This window comes from Tenacibaculum sp. Mcav3-52 (assembly GCF_022347665.1).
GTDB lineage: Bacteria > Bacteroidota > Bacteroidia > Flavobacteriales > Flavobacteriaceae > Polaribacter > Polaribacter mesophilus.
Map to the genome: position 1 here is coordinate 522,214 of NZ_JAKRGE010000001.1, position 20,381 is coordinate 542,594.

Here is a 20,381-nt window from a genome sequence, read left to right on the forward strand (position 1 = left end):
TTTAATATTTACTAAACTTTTGCTTAAAAGAAATACAAGAAATCTTTTGTTTTTCATTTTTTGTCGTTTTTGTATCTTTATACAAATTGTTTACTATGAAAATCATTTCTTCTCTTGGGGAAATTACTTCCAGAGCTAAAAATACCTTTAAGCGATTCCCTATAACATTGTTCTGGGCAATTGTAGGTACCTTATTTACTTTATTTACAATTGAAACTAATACTTTTGATAGTGCTTTTTACGGCAAGGTTATTTTAATTTTTATCTTAGGAATTAGTTGGTTGATTGCAACTCGTTTTTTTGAAGAACAATTTAAAAAAGATAAAACTTGGATATTCTTACTAACTTTAGGTTTTCTAAGCCTGTTCTATATTAGTATTGAGGTTGATGGTTTTGAAATTCATCAAAACTCAATCATTCGTTTTGTTCTTTACTTCATAACTGGGCACTTACTTGTAATGGTAGCTCCTTTTATCTTCAGTTGGAATAAATCTGCGTATTTTAATTATTTAAAATCCCTTTTTATAGCCTTAGTTAGAAGTCTTTTTTTCTCTCTGGTTTTATATTTAGGAATTGTATTAGCACTTCTGGCTATTAAACATTTGTTTGCTATTGATTTTAAAGGAGAACGTTTTTTTCAGGTTTTTGTGTTTTGCATAGGAATTATAAATACCTGGATTTATCTTTCTGATTTTCCAAAAGTTGTTCATAATCAACTTGCTATTAACTACACCAAAGTTTTAGAGGTATTGGTTAAGTACATCTTAATTCCGCTAGTAATTTTATACCTCATCATTTTATATGCTTATAGCTTAAAAATAGTAATCAACTGGAACTTGCCTAAAGGATGGGTTTCTTATTTAGTTATTGCTCTTTCTTTCTTAGGGTTTATTGTTCAAATACTTATCAATCCTATTCAAAAAACTATAGATTCTCGCACAATTAAAAAGTTTTATCCATGGTTTTATTATTTATTATTACCGTTAATTGTTTTACTTTTTATTGCCATTTTTAGGCGTATTAATGAATATGGTGTCACCGAAAACCGTTATTTCGTATTTGTTTTAGCTTGTTGGATTTTGGCTATGTGCCTCTACATACTTTTTAGCAAACGTAAAAAAATTAAGATATTTCCTTTTAGTTTGGCTCTTATTACTTTTCTAGTTTCTTTTGGGTTTTGGGGCGTTTTTTCGGTATCAACAAAGAGTCAACTTCTTCGATTTGAAAAGGTATATGCTGACATTAAAAAAGATAACTTTTCTACCACGTTTGAAAAGAAAAATCAACTTCGTTCTATTATTAGATACTTAAACAATAAACATGAATTGCATAAAGTAAAGAACATCTTAGGTTATAACCCAAAAACAACTTTTAAAACTGATAGTCGTTGGCAATTACAAAATAGATTAATGGATAGTTTAGATATAAAAGTAACTGATAATTCTAATGATATAAATAATTTACTTTTTGAAGGTTATTATAATATTGATGAGAAAAACCTAACTATTAATACCCAAAAATACGATGTATTAAAAAGGTTGTACCTCAATAGCTATGATAATGAAAATAAAATTCAGGGATATCGTTTTTATTTAAGTGAAAAAACAAACACCATCAGAATCTCAAAAGGTAATGCTTCTATAGGCGAAATTGATTGTTCTGAAATGATAAAAAAACTTAAGGCTCAACAAAAAAACTATAATATATCACCTAATTTAATGACTATTGAACAGCATTTTGAAATATTGAATGTAAAACTTATTTTTCAAAGTGTTAGTTTATCTAAAATAGATGATGACGCTCTAGAAAGTTACTTATCTGATGCTACTTTTTATGTTTTAATTAAAGAAAAAAATGCTGAATAAAATCAACTTACAAAACATCTTGTTTTTAGATATTGAAACCGTTCCTGAAGTAGAATTGTTTGCTGATTTATCTCCTGAAATGCAAGAGTTGTATGCTTTAAAAACACAATATCAGCGTAAAGATGAATTTACTCCTGAAGAATTTTATCATAGAGCTGGTATTTGGGCTGAGTTTGGGAAAATAATCTGTATTTCAGTAGGGTATTTTGTAGAACGCAAGGGGATAAACCAACTTCGGGTTACTTCTTTTTATGGTGATAACGAGCATAAACTTTTGGTTGATTTTAAAAATTTGTTAGATACACATTTTAACCATCCAAACCACCTTTTATGTGCACACAACGGTAAAGAATTTGACTTTCCGTATATCGCACGACGTATGATTATCAATCAAATTGAATTGCCTAATAAACTCAATTTATTTGGTAAAAAACCTTGGGAAGTTCCGCATTTAGATACAATGGATTTATGGAAATTTGGCGATTATAAGCACTACACTTCTTTAAAATTACTGACTGCTATTTTAGGAATTCCATCACCCAAACAAGATATTGATGGAAGTGAAGTTGCTAATGTATATTACCAAGAAAAAAATCTATCACGTATTGTTGAATATTGTGAACGAGATACTGTAGCGGTAGCTCAACTTTTATTGCGGTTTTTAAATAAGCCTTTGATTGAAGAACAGAATATAGTTAATGTTTAAAAAAAATCATTCTAAATCAACTTTAAATAACTTACCTTTAAAAGATTAACCTAAAAACAAATTATGGAAAAAATTAATTTAAAAAACTGGAGAGCTTTAAGTAAGGTAGAACAAAAATCAATTAATGGAGGTAATTATGGCAACAATTGTGAAACAGCAGATGATTGTTATGATTTTACCGTAGAAGATGATGGTTCTGGTTGCTTTCGAGAATACAGCTGCCAGCAATCTGTATGTGTTCCAGAAGAATTAATATGTTAGTAAACATTATTAAAAGTAGTAGTTTCTAAATGCTTCTCAGAAACTACTATTTTAACGTAAATTTTATTAATTTCCTTCCAGTTTCATCGAAAGTTCAAACCAGCGTTCTTCTTTTTCCTCTAAACTCTCTATAACCTCTTGTAGCTCTAGGGATTTTTCATTGATATCATCCATCGCTATTTCTCCATTCGTAAATTGCGATTCTAATTTTACTTTCTTTTTTTGCAACTTTTCAATATCTACTTCTAATTGACCAAACTCTCGTTTTTCGTTATAACTTAACTTCCCTTTCTGTGGTATTTTTTCTTGCTTTTCAGCTACTTTCTTCTCCTCCTTAGGTTCTGGTGGTAAAGAGCTTTCATATGCTCTGTAATCAGAGTAGTTTCCTGGAAAGTTTTCTAATTCTCCATTTCCTTTAAAAACAAATAAGCCATCAACTATCTTATCCATAAAATAACGGTCGTGCGATACTACCATTAAGTTTCCGGGATAATCCAATAAGAAGCTTTCTAACACATTTAAAGTTACTACATCTAAATCGTTGGTAGGCTCATCAAGAATTAAAAAGTTAGGGTTTTGAATTAACACCGCACATAAATACAAACGCTTTTGCTCTCCTCCACTTAACTTTTCAACAAAATCGTGTTGTTTTTTTCGGTCGAATAAAAAACGTTCTAATAATTGAGCTGCAGAAATTCTTCTTCCTTTAGTTAACGGAATTTCTTCTCCAAATTCTTTGATGACTTCTATTACTTTTTGCCCTTCTTTTATTTGGATTCCTTTTTGAGTGTAGTACCCAAATTTTACCGTTTCACCTACAATTACCTTACCTCCATCTACAGGAATTTTACCTGTTAATATATTTAAGAAAGAGGATTTTCCCGTCCCATTTTTTCCGATGATTCCTATGCGTTCTCCTCGTTTAAAAACGTAATCAAATCCATCTAAAATAACCTTATCTCCAAAGTTCTTTTTTAATTTATGAAGCTCTACAATTTTGCTTCCTAAACGCTCCATGTTAATTTCTAACTGAACTTCGTGTTCTTTTCTACGTTGATGCGCTTTCTTTTTTATTTCAAAAAAGTCGTCAATACGTGATTTAGATTTGGTTGTACGGGCTTTTGGTTGACGACGCATCCAATCTAATTCTTTTTTAAATAAGCTTTTAGCTTTACTTAAATTTGTGGCTTCTAAAGCCATTCGTTCTTCTTTATTTTGAAGATAGTACGAATAGTTTCCTTTATATTTATATAGTTTTCCGTTGTCTAATTCAATAATCTCATTACACACACGCTCTAAAAAATAACGGTCGTGCGTAACCATAAACAACGTAATTTTTTCTTTCGCAAAAAAAGCTTCTAACCATTCAATCATTTCCAAATCTAAATGGTTTGTTGGCTCATCTAATATTAATAAATCTGGTTTATTAATTAGAATAATAGCTAACGACAATCGCTTCTTTTGTCCTCCAGAAAGATTTCCTACTTTTTGTGATAAATCATCAAGTTTTAACTTGAATAAAATTTGTTTGTATTGTGTTTCGAAATCCCATGCATTGTGTTGCTCCATCAATTCAAATGCCTTTTGATATGCTTCTGCATCATCAGGATTTTGTAATGCTTTTTCGTATTGCTGAATAATTGGAAGAATAGTGTTTTCAGTAGAAAAAATAGTTTCTTCAATGGTTAAATCTGGGTTCAAGTCATCGTCTTGCGCCAAATAAGCAATATTAATTCCTTTTCTGCTTATAACTTGTCCTTCATCTGGTGTATCCTTTCCAGCAATAATGTTTAAAATAGAGGTTTTTCCGCTACCATTTTTAGCAACAAAGGCTATTTTTTGATCTTTATTAATTCCAAAAGAAATATCTTCAAACAAGACCTTTTCACCATACGATTTTGCTATGTTTTCTACTGATAGGTAATTCATTCTCTATAATTTTATGCAAAGAAACAAAAAACCCGAGCAATTGCTCGGGTTTTATTATAATTAAAAGAAATACTTTTATTTCTTCATTAACTTAATGGTTTCTGATTTTTTACCATCATTTGCTTCTAATAAATATATTCCTGTTTTTAAGTTAGAAACATTTACAGTACCATTAACTGTTTTTCCTGTTAACACAACTCTACCAATGGTATTTGTTATTTTATAACTTACATTTTCGTTGCTTCCAAATTTTACAGTAACGTTACTTACAGCTGGGTTTGGATATGCTATTAAGCTTGATTTTGCTTCTTTGTCTAATGGCTCAGCAAACTCATCACTTGTACCTGAGACTGCTACTGAAGATGATGAATTAACAATATTCACTGTATAATCTTCTACCTCTCCATCTGCAAAAGTTTCACAAGCTGTTGATGCTCCGTTATATTTCATAGAAACACGCATTCTTGTTTGTCCTAATAACGCATCTGCTGGAATAGAGATATTAGCTGATCTGTTTGCCGCTGTACCAGACGAACCTAAAGAAGTTTGTTCACTAGCCTCAAAAGTTCCATTACGGTTGTAGTCAATCCAAACGGTAAAATACTCAGTATATGAAGAACCACTAAATCCTGCACTTACAATAATTTGATTGGTTGTTCCTTGAGTAACTGTTGCTATTTTGTTTGTAAAATCACCATATCCTCCATTTGCAGCAGTTGTATTGGTCATTCCTCCAAAAGAAACATAATCTATCCATTCATAAGTAACTCTATTTCCTTTTGAAGCACAATAAGTAACAACATTATCTAATGTAGTAACATTTACTGTATTGCTTGCTGCAGAAATATTCCCTGCTGCATCTGTTGCTTTTACAGAGAATGTATAAGCTGTATTAGCGGTTAATCCTGTTACGTTGTAAGATGTTGTTGTAACAGTTGTTAACTTAGTTGCTCCTTGATATACATCATATCCTGTAACACCTACATTATCTGTTGATCCTGTCCAAGATAAAGTTAGTGTAGTTTGTGCAACGTTTGATGAAGCTAAACTACTAGGTGCAGTTGGTGCTTGAGTATCTGCTACAGCAGCTGTAATATTTACTGTATAATCTTCTACTTCACCGTAAGAGAATGATGCCTCACAAGCTGTTGGTGTTGCATTATACTTCATAACGATTCTCATTCTTGTAGCTCCATCTACCGCTGAACTAGGCACTGTAAATGATGTACTTACAGGAGTATCTTTCGATTTAGCTTTTGTCCAAACCGTTTCTCCGGCATCAGAAAAATCTCCATCTTGGTTATAATCAATCCAAACTCCATACCCCTCGTCATAACTATTTCCTGTCCATTTTGGAGTAATTGTAATTGTGTTTGATTTTCCTTTTTCTAAATCGGTAGAAATTGAAGTATGGTCAGAGTATCCGTTTCCTCCTCCTGAAGAATTATCGATACTTCCTAACTGAACTCTCCCAATATACTCATCTGAAACGCTATTTCCTTTAGAGGTACAATACGTAATTGTTGCTGCTGTAGTAGTAGCATTTGCTGTATTACTCACTGCTGAAATATTTCCTACAGCATCTTTTGCTTTTACAGTAAATGTATATGCTGTACTTGCTGTTAAACCTGTTACATTATATGTAGTTGTTGTTGAGCTTCCTATTTTAGTTGCTCCTTGGTACACATCATACCCTGTAACACCTACGTTATCTGTTGATGCTGTCCAATTTAACGTTAAACTTGTTGCTGTTATAGAACTCGCAGCTAAATTAGTTGGAGCAGAAGGTGCTTCTGTATCGGCAGCTGCATTACTTGTAAATGAACCTGTAAACACTCCTCTACCGTAGGTAGATGCAATTACTTTGTTAGTAACATGATCTCCACTTACGTTCCAATAATCAAATGAAGTAACACTAACATCACTCATTCCATTATACGCTTGACTCCAATTAGGATTTGCATCATTAAAGTTAGATGTAGACCAAACTCCTAGTTGTGTTGCTAAAATAGCTTCTGTTCTATCTAATGGGTTCTGTAAAATATCTCTTACAGGAATATTTGGTAGGTTTCCCTCTTTGCTTACCCAATTTGCTCCTCCATCTGAAGTAGCCCAAACACTCGTTACACCATAGTTATGTATTGTTACGAAAATATCATCTTCAGTAGCTCCGAATCTTACTGAAGATACTGAACCAACAAAAGGAGTATTGATATTTGACCATGTTGCGTTAGAATTTGTAACATTCGTTAACTTTAATAGTTTACCGTTCGCTAATCCTACAAACCATGTATTATTTGTAAAAGGAGATGCTTGAAAAGCAGTTGGGCTTGCATCTAATAATGCATTTGTAATATTTCCTTTTGAATTTGATGCTACATTAATACTCAAAATTGATCTAGCCGAACTTGTTGATGCGTTCGATAATAGACGATTTGCATCATTATCATACCCCATTGGGTTTACAAAATCTCCTGTGTTTTGATCACTTGATAATGTTGTTGCTCCTCCTTGTCGTCTACCTAATCCATTCCAAGGTAAGTTAAACCTATATATTACGTTGTTTACATATGTAGCAATCATATAGTCTCCATCTTTATCAACGAAAGTATAGAATCCATCACCATCACTTAATTCAGTTGAACTATTAATTCCTGCTACTGCATTTCTAAATGCTTGTGTACCATTATCTTGAGCACCCGCACTAAAAATTCCATTAACATCTCCTGCGCCATCTGGACCAATTCCTGCTTTTACAAACTGAGTTACATTATAACCTTTGTTTCTTACGCTAATTGTGCTTCCAGAATTTCCTGAATAATAGATTCCTCCATCATTTCCGAATAATATTTTAGAAGAGTCATTATTTCCAAAAGCCATTGAATGTTGATCTGCATGAACACTTTGATAACCAAATCCTCCATACCAGTGTGATAATTGTGACCATGAAGAGCCTCCGTTTGTCGTTTTAAATAAATCAATACCTCCAACATATACTATGTTGTCATTTGTTGGATCTGCTTCAATTACTAAATCATAAAATGCTTGTCCACGACAAAAATCGTTCGCTGCAATTCCAGTATCAGCATCATTTGGTAATGATGTTGCACTTGCTGTTGAAAAAGCATTGGTTGTTTTATAAATATGAACAGGCGCTGTACTTGTTGTACCTTGTGTTAATGCGTAAATTTTATTTGCATCGGTAGCAGAAGGTTCAATTTCTACTCTATTAGATTCAGTTAATGGAGATGCAGCTGCTTCTGTCCAAGTACCTCCATTTGTAGAGCTAAACACTCTACCTCCGCCTTGACCTAAAGCAGAACCGATAGTTCCCATCCATAGTGTATTATTTGCACTTACTTCTAAATCATTAGCTATGTAATAGTAATCTTTTCCACCGAAGGTATACTTCATGTTAGCAGATTCTATTCTGTTCCATGTAGCCCCATTATCTGTAGATCGGTACAATCCTGCAGACTGTAAACCTAACCAATTTCTAGGACTAGAAGAATCTCCATACACATGTGCTCCTACTGCAACAAATAATTCTGTTGAAGCTCCATTATCCCATGCTAATACATCGTTAACATAATGAATTCCTGATAAGAAAACATTACTTGCATTGTGATTAATAATTGCTTCTCCAGCTGCTGGTATATTAACTGCATTCCATGTTGTACCTCCATCGGTAGTTACATAAACTCCATTTCCTACTACGTCTCCTGCTGTATATTGTTCTCCTGTACCTACATACCATCTGTTAGAGTTTCTTGGATCTACTGTGATAGACGTAACAGATAAGTTTCCTGGTACGTTTAGTACTCTTGTCCATTGCGAATTCGCATTACTGATGTCTGTATTTTTCCATAAACCACCACTTACTCCACCAGCATATACAGTATTGTTTGTAGCATCATTTGGGTCAAATAAAACGACTCTTGTACGGCCTCCTACATTATTAGGCCCTCTTTCTGTCCAAGAGTTTCCATTGTCTCCTGGGTTTTTTTGTTGTGCTCGTTTTTTTAACAGATCTTCTCTCAATCCTGCTAGACTTCCATCTTCCATTTTTCCTGTAGCTGGGTTCATGGTAAGTAATTGCATTTGATCGAAATACCTATTGGGTGGTAATCCTCTAAGTTTTCTTTCTTTTTTCCCCCATTTTAACGATTCATTCAAAGGACTTTCCTTTAAAAAAGTACTATGTACTTTACGTTGTTCGGCCAGTTTATCAGCAACATCTTGCTTTTTAAGATAATCTGAACCAATAATTGAAACTGCTGCAACAGACAGCCCTCCAATCAGAAATTTAAACTTTTTGTTCATTTGAATTAATTTAATTAAATAATTAAGTTTTTATTTCCTAGCTCTTTTATAATACTACCTTTTCTTCGTCTCTTACCTTTTTGAATAGACTCATTTTTTAACCCTTTATAAACCAACTTTAATAGTTCAGCCACCCCTAGCTAAGTCAAAGATTTTATTCTCAATGGTATTTACAATTTAAAACAAGCAAAAGCCTGAGTAAAAACTCAGACTTTTGTTTTTCTTTAATGTTTTTAAAACTTACTTTTTAAACAGTTTTGTTGTGAGTAGTTTTTGTCCGTCATTTATTTCTAAAATGTACATTCCAGTATTTAATTTTGAAACGTCTAGATTAGAAGATTTTAAACGACCTTCTTTTATTACTTTACCCACAGTATTTATAAGTTTATAATGTATTTTTTCTGCTTTTGAAGCTAGTTTTACTTGTACAAAATCTGCTGCTGGATTAGGATATGTTAGTAAGTCTAAACTTTCTTCATTTCCTATTGCTTCTCCATTAATGTTTGCTGCAAAACCAGCTATTGTATTTACTGAAGAGCCAGAAGAAATGTTAACAGTATAATCTTCTACCTCACCGTAAGTAAATGTTTCACATGCCGTTTGAGCACTATTGTACTTCATAGAAACTCTGAGTCTTGTAGTTCCTGAAACATTCGATGGTATTGTAAAGTCTTCATAAATATCTCCTGCACTTGATGAAGAACCACTTAACACAACTTCTGTATCTTCAAAAATACCATCTTTATCGTAGTCAATCCATGCTTTCCAGTACTCGGTATAAGAAGAGCTATTAAATCCAGCACTCACATATAATCGATTAGCTCCTTGGGCTACATTCATAGTTAAGTTTGTATAATCTTTATAACCACCATCATTTCCTGTAGTGTTATCAACTCCTCCCATAGAAACTCTGTCAATCCATTCGTAAGAAGAATTGTTTCCTTGAGAAGTACAATATTCTACTACAGATACATCTTTGGTTGTAAAAGTGGCTGTATTACTTGCTGCTGAAACATTTCCTGCAGAATCTTTAGCTTTTACTGTAAAGTTATATGTAGTATTTGCAGTTAACCCAGTTAAATTCATTGATGTACCACTAACAGTTCCTGTACTTGTAGTTCCATTAAATACTTCGTAACTAGCTACTCCTACATTATCTGTTGATGCTGTCCAACTTAATGTTGCTGTTGTTTCTTCAATATTAGATGCTGTTACTGAAGAAGGCGCTGTTGGTGCTTCTGTATCTGGTGTAGCATTTGTAATATTAACTGTATAATCTTCTACTTCACCATAAGAAAATGTTACTTCACAAGCCGTTGGTGTAGCATTGTATTTTAATACAATTCTCATTCTAGTAGTTCCTTCGGTTGCTGAAGCTGGCACTGTAAATGATGTACTTACAGGAGTATCTTTTGATGCTGCTTTTGTCCAAACTGTTTCTCCAGCATCAGAAAAATCTCCATCTTGATTATAATCAATCCATACTCCATAACCTTCACTGTAAACAGTACCTGTCCATTTAGGAGTAATAGTTATTGTATTAGAATCACCAATAGATAAATCTGTTGAAATTGTAGTGAAATCAGAGTACCCACCACCACCGTCAGAAGTGTTATCTATGCTTCCTAATTGAACTCTTTCTATATATTCATCAGCAACACTATTTCCTTTTGAAGAACAATAATTAAGTGGTGGTGTACCTGTTGTCGTTACATTTAATGTTGCTGGTGTTCCTGTTCCACCTGCTGTACATTTAGCAGCTACAGATACAATATATTCTGTTCCGCTTAATAACCCTGTAGCATTAAATGTTGTTCCTGCTACATTTGTTGTATTTCCTCCAGTGGTTACATCGTAAGAAGCTGCTCCTGAAACTGCCGTCCAAGTTACTGTAAATCCATTATCACCAATATTTGATGAATTTAAGTTTGTTGGTGCTGCTAAAGCACAAGTTTGTACAAATTCTTCTCCTACATTTACTGCATAAAAAGCATTTGTTGTTGAAATTACTTCTTGAGAGTTTGCTCCGTATAAATCGGTAGCTGCTTGAATTGCTGCTGTTCTTGCGTCAGCATATGTTGAATTAGCTGATAAGTAATTAGCTTCGGTACGATACGCTATTTTTGCAGCTTTTGCCATACCAATTCCAGTAACATTGTATGTATCAGACGCATCATTTGTTCCTGATCCTCCAACAGTTAATAAATAAAACCATTTATTTAAAACTCCTGAGTTTGTATGAACTCCACAGTAGTCATTAAATCTTGTAGGTGTTCCACAGTTAGGGTTCTTCCAATAAGTTCCTCCGTAAGTATCTGGTTGCCCTTGTGATTTTGGGTCATTCATAGAACGTAAAGCAGCAGAACCACTACGTCTGTCTATTTCGTCTCCTATTAACCAAACTGAAAGGTCTGGGTTTAAATCATTTCCATTTCCTTTTGCAAAATGTTCAACAGCTGCCCCCCAAATATCTGAAAAAGCTTCGTTTAAAGCTCCTGACTCTCTTTGATATGCTAAGTTTGCTGTATAAGTACAAACGGCATGTCCTATTTCATGAGCAGCTACATCAATAGAAGTTAAAGCATCAAAGTTTCCGTTTCCTTCCTGCCCATTAGAAGAACCGTCTCCATAAGACATTACAGAACCATTCCAAAAGGCATTATCATAGTTAGTATCAACATGTACATAACTTCTAATTTGAGCTCCACTGTTATCGTAACTATTTCTATTATGCTTTTGTAAAAAATACTCATAGGTCATCATTGCTCCCCAATGAGCATCTAATGCTGCATCATCTTTGTTAGCACTATGTTCTGCTGTGGTCCAATTATTATCATTATCAGTAAATTGATCGTAATTTGTAACATATGGATATGTAGAACCTGGTGCTTGGTTTTTTGCATCTCTGGTGTAAATTTTTCTTCCAGAATCACTTAAAATGTAGTTACCTCCACTTAGTGATGTTTCTATTGTTCTAGTTCCGCTGTAACGAGTTTGTGCAGTACCTGATGCTAATGTGGTAGTAATAGCTTCTGCTACTTTTTTACTTTTTTTAGCATGCTTAGTAAGCTCTCCTACATGACCAAATTTATCTGCATGTTTAATTATAGCGTTATAAAATAACGTTTCTCCTGTATGAGCATCTATGTATAAATACCCTCTGCTTAGCGGTTTTGTAGCAAAAATGTCGAATTTATAAGCTAGCCTTGCTTCTTTTTTCCCTATAACTTCTCTTGGAAGAATTAATAGTTCTCCTTTAGGTTTCTCATAATTATCCATTTCTTTAGCTGCTTCAGGAAATTCCCATAAATACTTTTCTGCTCCTGTGTGTGATAAAGCTTTTCGAAATGCTTGATCTTTAGATAATTTTGGACTTATATTAACCTTTCCAACATCGTAAAACTCACCATTCATGCTCATTAAAGCACCGTTTTTTGCGTGGGCTGTATAAGTGGCAAATTCTACTTTTACTCCTTTAAATTTTTGTTGAAATTTCTCGTGTGTAAAACCTAAATCATCTCTATTTGATTGGATTTTTTGTAAGCCATCATTTTTAAATAGCTTTAATTTTTTTCTAATTAAATCTGGTGCCTTTTGTAAAGACAGTTTTGAAGATTTGTTGAACTTAAGGTGTTTTAACTCTCTATTTTCTTGGGCATTTATTGTATAAACTCCTGCGAATAGAAAAGCAGATAAAAACACAGTTCTTGCATAATTGTGTTTCATTTTTGAAGGGTTTAGTTAATTGATTTTAATTAAAAAGCCTGAGTTATTTCTCAGGCTTTTGTAAGATTTATTTTTTAAATACCTTAGTAGTTAGTAGTTTTTGACCATCATTAACTTCTAAGATATACATACCTGTATTTAGTTTAGAAACGTCGATGTTTGATGAATTTAAACGACCTGATTTCATTACTCTACCAATTGTATTTACAATTTTATAAGTCATATTATCAGCCCTAGAAGCTAATTTTACTTGTATAAAGTCTACTGCTGGATTAGGGTATGCCATGAAGTCTAAACTGTTTTCATTGCCCAGTCTTTCTCCACTCACACTAGCTGAATGGTTTTGTCTTGTACTAGAAACAATATTTACAGTGTAGTCTTCAACTTCTCCATAAGTAAATGTTTCACACGCTGTTTGAGCAGAGTTATACTTCATAGAAACACGCATTCTTGTTGTTCCTAAAGCGGCTCCTGCAGGAACATCAACCGTAGATGTTAAGTTATTAGCACTTGATGAAGATCCTGTTACGACTTTTTCACTGTTCTCAAATGTTCCGTTTTGATTAAAATCAATCCAAACAGCCCAATGTTCTGTATATGAAGAGCTATTAAATCCTGCGCTAACAGTCATTTGGTTTGAACTGCCAACTGCCAATGTTGCTGTTTTAGAGGTAAAGTCTGCATACCCTCCATTATTTCCAGTTGCATTCGTCATTCCTCCTAACTCAACGTTATCAATCCACTCATACGAAGAATTATTTCCTTTTGAGTCACAGTATGAAACGGAGTTTGATAAAGTTGTTACGTTTATTGCACTACTAGAAGCAGAAACATTTCCTGCTGCATCTTTTGCTCTTACTGAGAAAGTATAGGCAGTAGCAGCTGATAATCCTGTTACATTCATTGTAGTTGCTGTTACAGATCCTATGTTTGTTGTTCCTTGATAAACATCATAACCTGTTACCCCAACGTTATCTGTTGAAGCAGACCAATTTAGTGTTAATGATGTTTGTGTTACACTAGAAGCTGCTAAGTTTGTTGGTACAGTTGGTGCTGTTGTATCTGCTGTTCCTGCTCCTATTACTACTGTATAATCTTCTACTTCACCGTAAGAAAATGAAGCTTCACATGCCGTTGGAGTTGCATTATATTTTAAAACTATACGCATTCTTGTTGCTCCATCTGTAGCTGTAGCTGGCACTGTAAAAGATGTACTAACTGGTGTGTCTTTTGATGGTGCCTTTGTCCAAACTGTTTCTCCGGCATCAGCAAAATCACCATCTTGGTTATAATCTATCCAAATACCATATCCTTCATTGTACACTGTTCCTGTCCAAGTTGGTGTAATAGTAATTGTATGAGAAGTTCCTTTTGCTAAATTTGTTGAAATGGCTGTATGATCTGAATATCCATTTCCTCCTCCTGTGCTATTATCAATAGTTCCTAATTGTACTCTTCCAATATACTCATCAGAAACACTGTTTCCTTTTGAGGAGCAATAAGAAAGTGTAACTTCAGGAGTAGTAAAAGTTGAAGATGCACTATACGCTGAGTTTGATCCATCAGAACACTTACTACGCACCTGTACTTCATATTGAGTTAAAGCTGATAATCCGCTTAAAGATGTTGATGTTCCTGAAACTGCATTAGTTGTCCAAGATGATGTTCCTGTTTGGCGGTATCTTACATCATAAGTAGCTCCTGAAACTACTGTCCAAGAAACTGATGCTTCAGATGAAGTTACACCAGATACTGTTACTCCTGTTGGTACAGTTGCTGTACATGAAGTAGAACCTCCTGTTTTATCAGATAATGCTAAGCTCCTACGTACGCCACCAGATTCTAAAACAGCACGCATTCTGTTTTTTTGTCCAAGTGTATATAAATTCATACAAGAGTCATCTGAGTAATCCATATAATTTTCAACCATATCCTCTGAACCACAAGATGTGTGTCCTGTTGAGCATCCATAATTTGCAGCGTCAGACTCTGGAGTATCAGAAACAAAATCATCAACACCACAGCCTCCATCACCCCAAATATGTCTTAGGTTTAAAAAGTGACCTACTTCATGCGTAGTTGTTCTTCCTTTGTCAAAAGGAGCTGATAAGTAAAAACCTGATCCTTTATCTGAACTACCAAAATATTGTGGACTCATTACAACTCCATCGGTAGATGCACTACCTCCTGGAAACTGTGCATATCCTAAAATTCCACCACCAATATTACATACCCACATATTAAGATACTCAGAAGTATCCCATGGATCTACTCCTCCTTGTGAAGATTTTTTCATTGCATCATTAGTTCCCCATGAAGTTCTAGTAGAAGACTTTCTTGTTATTCCATTTGTTGGATTACCACTTGGATCAACTTGAGCTAAATAAAACTCTATCTCTGTATCTGCTGCTTGTGACCATTTGTTTGTTTTATCTGAATTAGTTCTTCTGAAGTCTTCATTTAAAACATCCATTTGTGATTGAATTTGTGCCACACTAATATTCTCTTGAGAATTGTTATAAATTACATGGACAACTACAGGAATTTGAATTATATTTCCTACTATTTTTCCTTGTTGATTCTTCTTTTCAGCTAGTCTCCTCTGGGTAAAGGATTCTATTTCTTGCATTTTACTTTTTAAAGAAGGATTGAGGGATTGTCTGTACTCAAGGTTTTCCATTGAGTGGCAGTTTCTTTTTTCTTGGGCATACAAAGCACCAACAAAAAATAAGCACATAAGTGCTAGAGTAATTTTGTTTTTCATTTTGAAGGGTTTTTAATTGAGTTAATAAAATTTAAGAGCTTTTTTATTTCTACTCTTAATTATTTGTTAAAACATTGACAAATATATAAAAAAAGATAAAAAAATATAAATTTAAAATAGTTAATTAACTGTTTATATTCACTTTACAAAACAAAAACATTGTTTTACACCAATTAAACACTAGGTTTTATAGGATATAGAGAAAGTTTTTTATTATTACTCACTATCAAATAGTTATAGCAAAATCTTCTTTCAAGGAAAGAAAATGGAAATATTAATCGTATTTTTATTAAAATTTATAATTAATGCTTCAAGTTAAAGATTTAGAAATATCCTTTAAAAACTCTCTACCCATAGTTCAACAAGTTTCTTTTAGCCTTCAAAAAAACAAAATACTAGGAATTGTTGGTGAAAGCGGTAGTGGAAAATCAATAAGTTCTTTAGCTATTTTAGGATTACTTCCTAAAACTGCTTCCATAAGAGGGGAGATACTTTTTAACAAACAATCTTTGTTGAGTTTTAATGAGCAAGATTTTCAAAAAATACGTGGTAACCAAATAGCCATGATTTTTCAAGAACCTATGAGTTCTCTGAACCCTACATTAACTTGTGGTGTTCAAGTTGCTGAAATGCTACAACAGCATACACAATTATCTAATCAAGAAATTAAGGAGGAAGTTATTTCCTTATTCTCAAAGGTAAAACTTCCCAGACCTGAAACTATTTACGATTCGTATCCTCATCAAATAAGTGGCGGGCAAAAGCAACGTGTGATGATTGCTATGGCAATTGCCTGCAAGCCACAATTACTTATTGCTGATGAGCCTACAACAGCATTGGATGTAACCGTACAAAAAGAAATTATTTTACTTTTGAAAGAACTACAACAAGAGTTTGAAATGGGAATTATTTTTATTTCACACGATTTAGCATTGGTTTCTGAAATTGCAGATTCTGTTGTGGTAATGCATAAAGGAAAAATAGTAGAAAAGGGAAGTGCTAATCATGTTTTTTTACACCCAAAAGAAAGTTATACAAAAGCTTTAATCAACTCAAAACCAAATACAGAAAAACGATTAAAAACTTTACCTACAGTTAACGATTTTATTAATGAAACTATAAACTCTACAGTGTATACAAATGAGGAGCGCACTGCTTTTCATCAAACAATATATAATAAACCTCCGTTGTTAGAAATTATTGATTTGCATAAAGATTTTATCAGCAATGCTTCATGGTTTTCAAAACCAACTGTTGTAAAAGCCGTCAATGACGTTTCTTTTAAGATTTATAAAGGTGAAACTTTAGGACTAGTAGGAGAGAGTGGTTGTGGAAAAACCACTTTAAGTAGGACTATTTTACAACTAGAAAAAGCCACTTCGGGAAGTATTCTATATAACGGAAAAGATATTACTAAACTCTCGAGAAAAGACTTTAAAAAACTTCGAAAAGAAATTCAGATTATATTTCAAGATCCGTTTTCTTCATTGAATCCAAGAATTACTGTTGGTGATGCTATTTTAGAACCGATGAAAGTTCATAACATTTTAAATTCTAATAAAGAGCGAAAAGAATATGTCTGCAACTTATTAGAAAAAGTAGGTTTAGAAGCAACTCACTTTAATCGTTACCCACATGAATTTTCTGGCGGACAGCGCCAACGTATAGGAATTGCTCGTGCTATAGCTCTACAACCAAAACTAATTATTTGTGACGAATCGGTTTCTGCACTCGATGTATCAGTGCAAGCACAAGTATTAAACTTATTGAATCAATTAAAAACAGAATTTAATTTTACTTATATATTTATTTCTCATGATTTATCTGTGGTAAAATACATGGCAGATCAATTAGTTGTAATGAACAAGGGTAGAATTGAAGAAATAGCTGATGCTGACGAAATTTACCAACATCCAAAGACAAAATACACCCAAACTTTAATAGAAGCCATCCCAAAAGGGCTGTAACTTTTTTCACTGCGTTATTAATGGTATATTGCACCGTTAAAAACGAAAAGAAAGAATATGAAGATTATAGTACCAATGGCAGGAATTGGGTCTCGTTTAAGACCTCATACATTAACAACTCCTAAGCCATTAACAGTTATTGCTGGTAAATCAATTGTACAACGATTAGTGGAAGATATCACTTCTGTTGTAGATCAACCTATAGAGGAAATTGCTTTTATAATTGGACCTGCTTCTAAAGGGTTTCCTGCAGATACAAAAGATAAATTAATAAAAATAGCCGAAAACTTAGGAGCAAAAGGTTCTGTATACGTGCAAGAAGAAGCATTAGGAACTGCTCACGCTATTTATTGTGCTAAAGAATCATTAGGAGGTTCTTGTGTGGTGGCTTTTGCCGATACTTTATTTAAGGCTGATTTTACATTAGATGCTAACGCTGATGGGGCTATTTGGGTGAAGCAAGTAGAAGATCCTAGTGCTTTTGGTGTAGTAAAATTAAAAGACGGATTTATTACTGATTTTGTTGAAAAACCAAAAGAATTTGTCTCTGATTTAGCTATTATTGGTATTTATTATTTTAAAGATGCCGATAAATTATTAGAAGAGATAAAATATTTAATTGATAATGATATCAGACCTTCTGGTGAATATCAACTAACAGAAGCTCTAGAAGCTTTAAAAGTAAAAGGAGCCAAGTTTATTCCTGGAAAAGTAAATACTTGGATGGATTGCGGTAAGAAAGACCCTACAGTAGATACCAACAAACAAGTTTTAGGCTTTGAACAAGCAGACGGCAACAATTTAGTATCTGAAGACGTTGTATTAGAGAACGCTGAAATTATTCAACCTTGTTATGTTGGAAAAAATGTAGTGTTAAAAAACACCAAAATAGGTCCTTTTGTTTCAATTGGTGAAAACAGTGTTGTTGAAAACTCAACAATTACTAACTCTTTAATTCAAACAAACGTGCATATTTCAAATGCCAATTTAGATAATGCTATGGTTGGTAACCATGCAAAATACAATGCTAATCATACATCGGTAAGTATAGGTGATTATACAGAACTTACATAAAAACTCAATAGAAAAGAGAAGAGAGAAGAGAGACAAAAAGTTTTTTTCTAAAGCAATACTGTCTTTTTTCTTTCTCTTCTTTTCATACTTTCTAAACGCTCAAGATAGCATTCCAGCATCAATTAACATTGCTGAAAAAAACAATATTGAATTTCAACAATATTTTTTTAAAGCGCTTTCAAACAAAGCTATTTTTAATTACCAAAAAGCTATACAAAATTTAGAAGAGTGTAACAGAATACTTCCAAATAATAAAGCTGTTTTATTTGAACTTTCTAAAAACTATGAAAAATTAGGTAGAAATCCTGAAGCTCTATCTTACATTGATTTAGCTTTAGAAACAGAACCTAATAATGTTTGGATGCTTGAACACAAAGTGTTTATTTTAAGAAAGTTAGCTGATTTTGAGGACGCTATTATTACGCAACAAAAAATAGCTACAACAAACCCAAAGAAAAAACAGTTACTTGTTTTCTTACATCTCCAAAACAAAGATGTTACCTCTGCTAAAAAAGTATTAACAGAGTTAAAAGAAGCTAAATTATTAAATGCCAGACTTCGCTCTATTGAAAGAAAAATAAATGCTCGAAAAACAACCGAGGCACAACCAAAAAAAATCACTGAAAACCTTGATCCAAAATCACTTTTTGAGAAAGAAAAATCTTATACCAATTTAAAAACGTTACTAGATAAGTTGGCCGCAAACAATGATACTGACTTATTAAAATACAGTGAACAAGGTTTAGTTCTTTTTCCTGCGCAACCTTTTGTATATTTAATGAACGGAAAAGCGTTTAATAACAATAAAGATTATAAAAAAGCAATAGAAACCTTACAGAACGGCATTGATTTTGTTATTGACAATAATGAAATAGAAGCTAAATTTTACTTAGAAATATCTAAAGCTTACCAAGGATTGAATGATGTTAAAAAAGCCAATTCTTATAAAAACAAAGCTGAAAAAATTTTAAAATAGGTTTCGTTAGTATAAAATTTATGAAATACACCACTTTATTACTTATATTATTTTTAGGTTTAACTTCATGTAAATCTACCAAAAACGTTACTGGTGATGTCGTTATTAAAGAATTATCGGCACGCAAAGTAGCTAAAAAACACATTGCCTCAAATTTTGACAAAAAAACGGTAGATGCTCGTTTAAAAGTTAATTACAAAAACAATAAAGAAAGTTTAGGCTTTTCAGTAAGAATGAAGATTAAAAAAGACGAAGTTATTTGGTTGAAAGGAACCAAAATCATCTCTATTTTTAAAGCTAAAATCACTCCTACCAAAGTGCAATTTTACTCTCCATATGAAAAAAGCTACTTTGATGGAGATTTTATGATGCTAAAAAAATTATTAGGAACCGATATTAATTTTAAACAGTTACAAAGCATGTTATTAGGTGAGGCGTTGATGGATGTAAAATCTGAACGTCAAGAAGTTCAAATTCAAGAAAAATCATATCAATTGTCTCCTAAAAAACAACCTACTTTATTCGACTTATTTTTTTATGTAAACCCTAAACACTTTAAACTAAACAAGCAATTAATAGTAAACTCGTTAAAAGACCAACGTTTAGACATTAGTTATCCAAAATATCATAAGAAAAACACTACCTTTTTTCCTGAAAAAATTAACATAAGAGCTAAAGAAAAAAATAAGTTTACTATTATTGATATTACAACTCGTTCAGTAGAATATAACACTAAGTTAAATGTAAGTTTTAATATACCTAACGGTTATAAAGAAATTCAATTATAATT

11 protein-coding genes are annotated in these 20,381 nt (G+C 32.8%); 7 read left to right on the forward strand and 4 right to left on the reverse strand.

Annotation, left to right across the window (positions count from 1 at the left end):
• The first annotated feature begins 95 nt into the window (after positions 1-95).
• From MHM83_RS02455 to MHM83_RS02465, 3 genes are all read left to right on the forward strand, one after another.
• Positions 96-1,865: a DUF4153 domain-containing protein gene (locus MHM83_RS02455; RefSeq protein ID WP_239178287.1), complete on the forward strand. Its 1,770-nt coding sequence runs from the start codon at positions 96-98 to the stop codon at positions 1,863-1,865.
• Positions 1,855-2,571 carry a 3'-5' exonuclease gene (locus MHM83_RS02460; RefSeq protein ID WP_239178288.1) on the forward strand — a complete coding sequence of 239 codons (717 nt, stop codon included), beginning with the start codon at positions 1,855-1,857 and terminating at the stop codon, positions 2,569-2,571. The genes MHM83_RS02455 and MHM83_RS02460 overlap by 11 nt, the downstream gene beginning before the upstream one ends.
• 63 nt (positions 2,572-2,634) lie before the next feature.
• Positions 2,635-2,832: a hypothetical protein gene (locus tag MHM83_RS02465; RefSeq protein ID WP_125066290.1), complete on the forward strand. Its 198-nt coding sequence runs from the start codon at positions 2,635-2,637 to the stop codon at positions 2,830-2,832.
• 66 nt (positions 2,833-2,898) lie between these two features.
• On the opposite strand, the gene MHM83_RS02470 is transcribed toward MHM83_RS02465, so the two are convergent.
• The 4 genes from MHM83_RS02470 to MHM83_RS02490 all read right to left on the reverse strand — a co-directional run bounded on the left by MHM83_RS02470 (position 2,899) and on the right by MHM83_RS02490 (position 15,574).
• Entirely contained in the window at positions 2,899-4,761 is a 1,863-nt protein-coding gene (locus MHM83_RS02470; protein ID WP_239178289.1) for an ABC-F family ATP-binding cassette domain-containing protein, read from the reverse strand.
• 75 nt (positions 4,762-4,836) lie between these two features.
• Positions 4,837-9,084, reverse strand: coding sequence for a GEVED domain-containing protein (locus MHM83_RS02475; RefSeq protein ID WP_239178290.1), 4,248 nt, complete (start codon positions 9,082-9,084; stop codon positions 4,837-4,839).
• Between the two features lie 240 nt (positions 9,085-9,324).
• Positions 9,325-12,810 carry a M4 family metallopeptidase gene (locus tag MHM83_RS02480; protein ID WP_239178291.1) on the reverse strand — a complete coding sequence of 1,162 codons (3,486 nt, stop codon included), beginning with the start codon at positions 12,808-12,810 and terminating at the stop codon, positions 9,325-9,327.
• Between the two features lie 67 nt (positions 12,811-12,877).
• Positions 12,878-15,574 carry a GEVED domain-containing protein gene (locus MHM83_RS02490; RefSeq protein ID WP_304650997.1) on the reverse strand — a complete coding sequence of 899 codons (2,697 nt, stop codon included), beginning with the start codon at positions 15,572-15,574 and terminating at the stop codon, positions 12,878-12,880.
• A gap of 305 nt (positions 15,575-15,879) precedes the next feature.
• Here MHM83_RS02490 and MHM83_RS02495 point away from each other — a divergent pair, with 305 nt between their 5' ends.
• From MHM83_RS02495 to MHM83_RS02510, 4 genes are read left to right on the forward strand one after another with little or no spacing between them, the layout of a single operon-like run.
• Positions 15,880-17,541 carry an ABC transporter ATP-binding protein gene (locus tag MHM83_RS02495; RefSeq protein WP_073182340.1) on the forward strand — a complete coding sequence of 554 codons (1,662 nt, stop codon included), beginning with the start codon at positions 15,880-15,882 and terminating at the stop codon, positions 17,539-17,541.
• A 57-nt stretch (positions 17,542-17,598) separates the two neighbouring features.
• Complete coding sequence (locus tag MHM83_RS02500; RefSeq protein WP_239178292.1) at positions 17,599-18,615, forward strand: sugar phosphate nucleotidyltransferase; 1,017 nt, start codon at positions 17,599-17,601, stop codon at positions 18,613-18,615.
• Complete coding sequence (locus MHM83_RS02505) at positions 18,593-19,591, forward strand: tetratricopeptide repeat protein (protein WP_239178293.1); 999 nt, start codon at positions 18,593-18,595, stop codon at positions 19,589-19,591. Before MHM83_RS02500 ends, MHM83_RS02505 begins: the two co-directional genes overlap by 23 nt.
• Positions 19,592-19,611: 20 nt before the next feature.
• A complete protein-coding gene (locus tag MHM83_RS02510; RefSeq protein ID WP_047788031.1) occupies positions 19,612-20,379 on the forward strand; it encodes a DUF4292 domain-containing protein in 768 nt (255 codons plus the stop codon).
• Positions 20,380-20,381 lie beyond the last annotated feature (2 nt).

What these genes read in the sequence shown, in the direction of transcription:
- MHM83_RS02460 (WP_239178288.1), top strand. Translation starts at nt 1,855, where the DNA reads ATGCTGAATAAAATCAACTTACAAAACATCTTGTTTTTAGATATTGAA.
- MHM83_RS02455 (WP_239178287.1), top strand. Translation starts at nt 96, where the DNA reads ATGAAAATCATTTCTTCTCTTGGGGAAATTACTTCCAGAGCTAAAAAT.
- MHM83_RS02475 (WP_239178290.1), bottom strand. Translation starts at nt 9,084, where the DNA reads ATGAACAAAAAGTTTAAATTTCTGATTGGAGGGCTGTCTGTTGCAGCA.
- MHM83_RS02490 (WP_304650997.1), bottom strand. Translation starts at nt 15,574, where the DNA reads ATGAAAAACAAAATTACTCTAGCACTTATGTGCTTATTTTTTGTTGGT.
- MHM83_RS02510 (WP_047788031.1), top strand. Translation starts at nt 19,612, where the DNA reads ATGAAATACACCACTTTATTACTTATATTATTTTTAGGTTTAACTTCA.
- MHM83_RS02500 (WP_239178292.1), top strand. Translation starts at nt 17,599, where the DNA reads ATGAAGATTATAGTACCAATGGCAGGAATTGGGTCTCGTTTAAGACCT.
- MHM83_RS02495 (WP_073182340.1), top strand. Translation starts at nt 15,880, where the DNA reads ATGCTTCAAGTTAAAGATTTAGAAATATCCTTTAAAAACTCTCTACCC.
- MHM83_RS02470 (WP_239178289.1), bottom strand. Translation starts at nt 4,761, where the DNA reads ATGAATTACCTATCAGTAGAAAACATAGCAAAATCGTATGGTGAAAAG.
- MHM83_RS02465 (WP_125066290.1), top strand. Translation starts at nt 2,635, where the DNA reads ATGGAAAAAATTAATTTAAAAAACTGGAGAGCTTTAAGTAAGGTAGAA.
- MHM83_RS02480 (WP_239178291.1), bottom strand. Translation starts at nt 12,810, where the DNA reads ATGAAACACAATTATGCAAGAACTGTGTTTTTATCTGCTTTTCTATTC.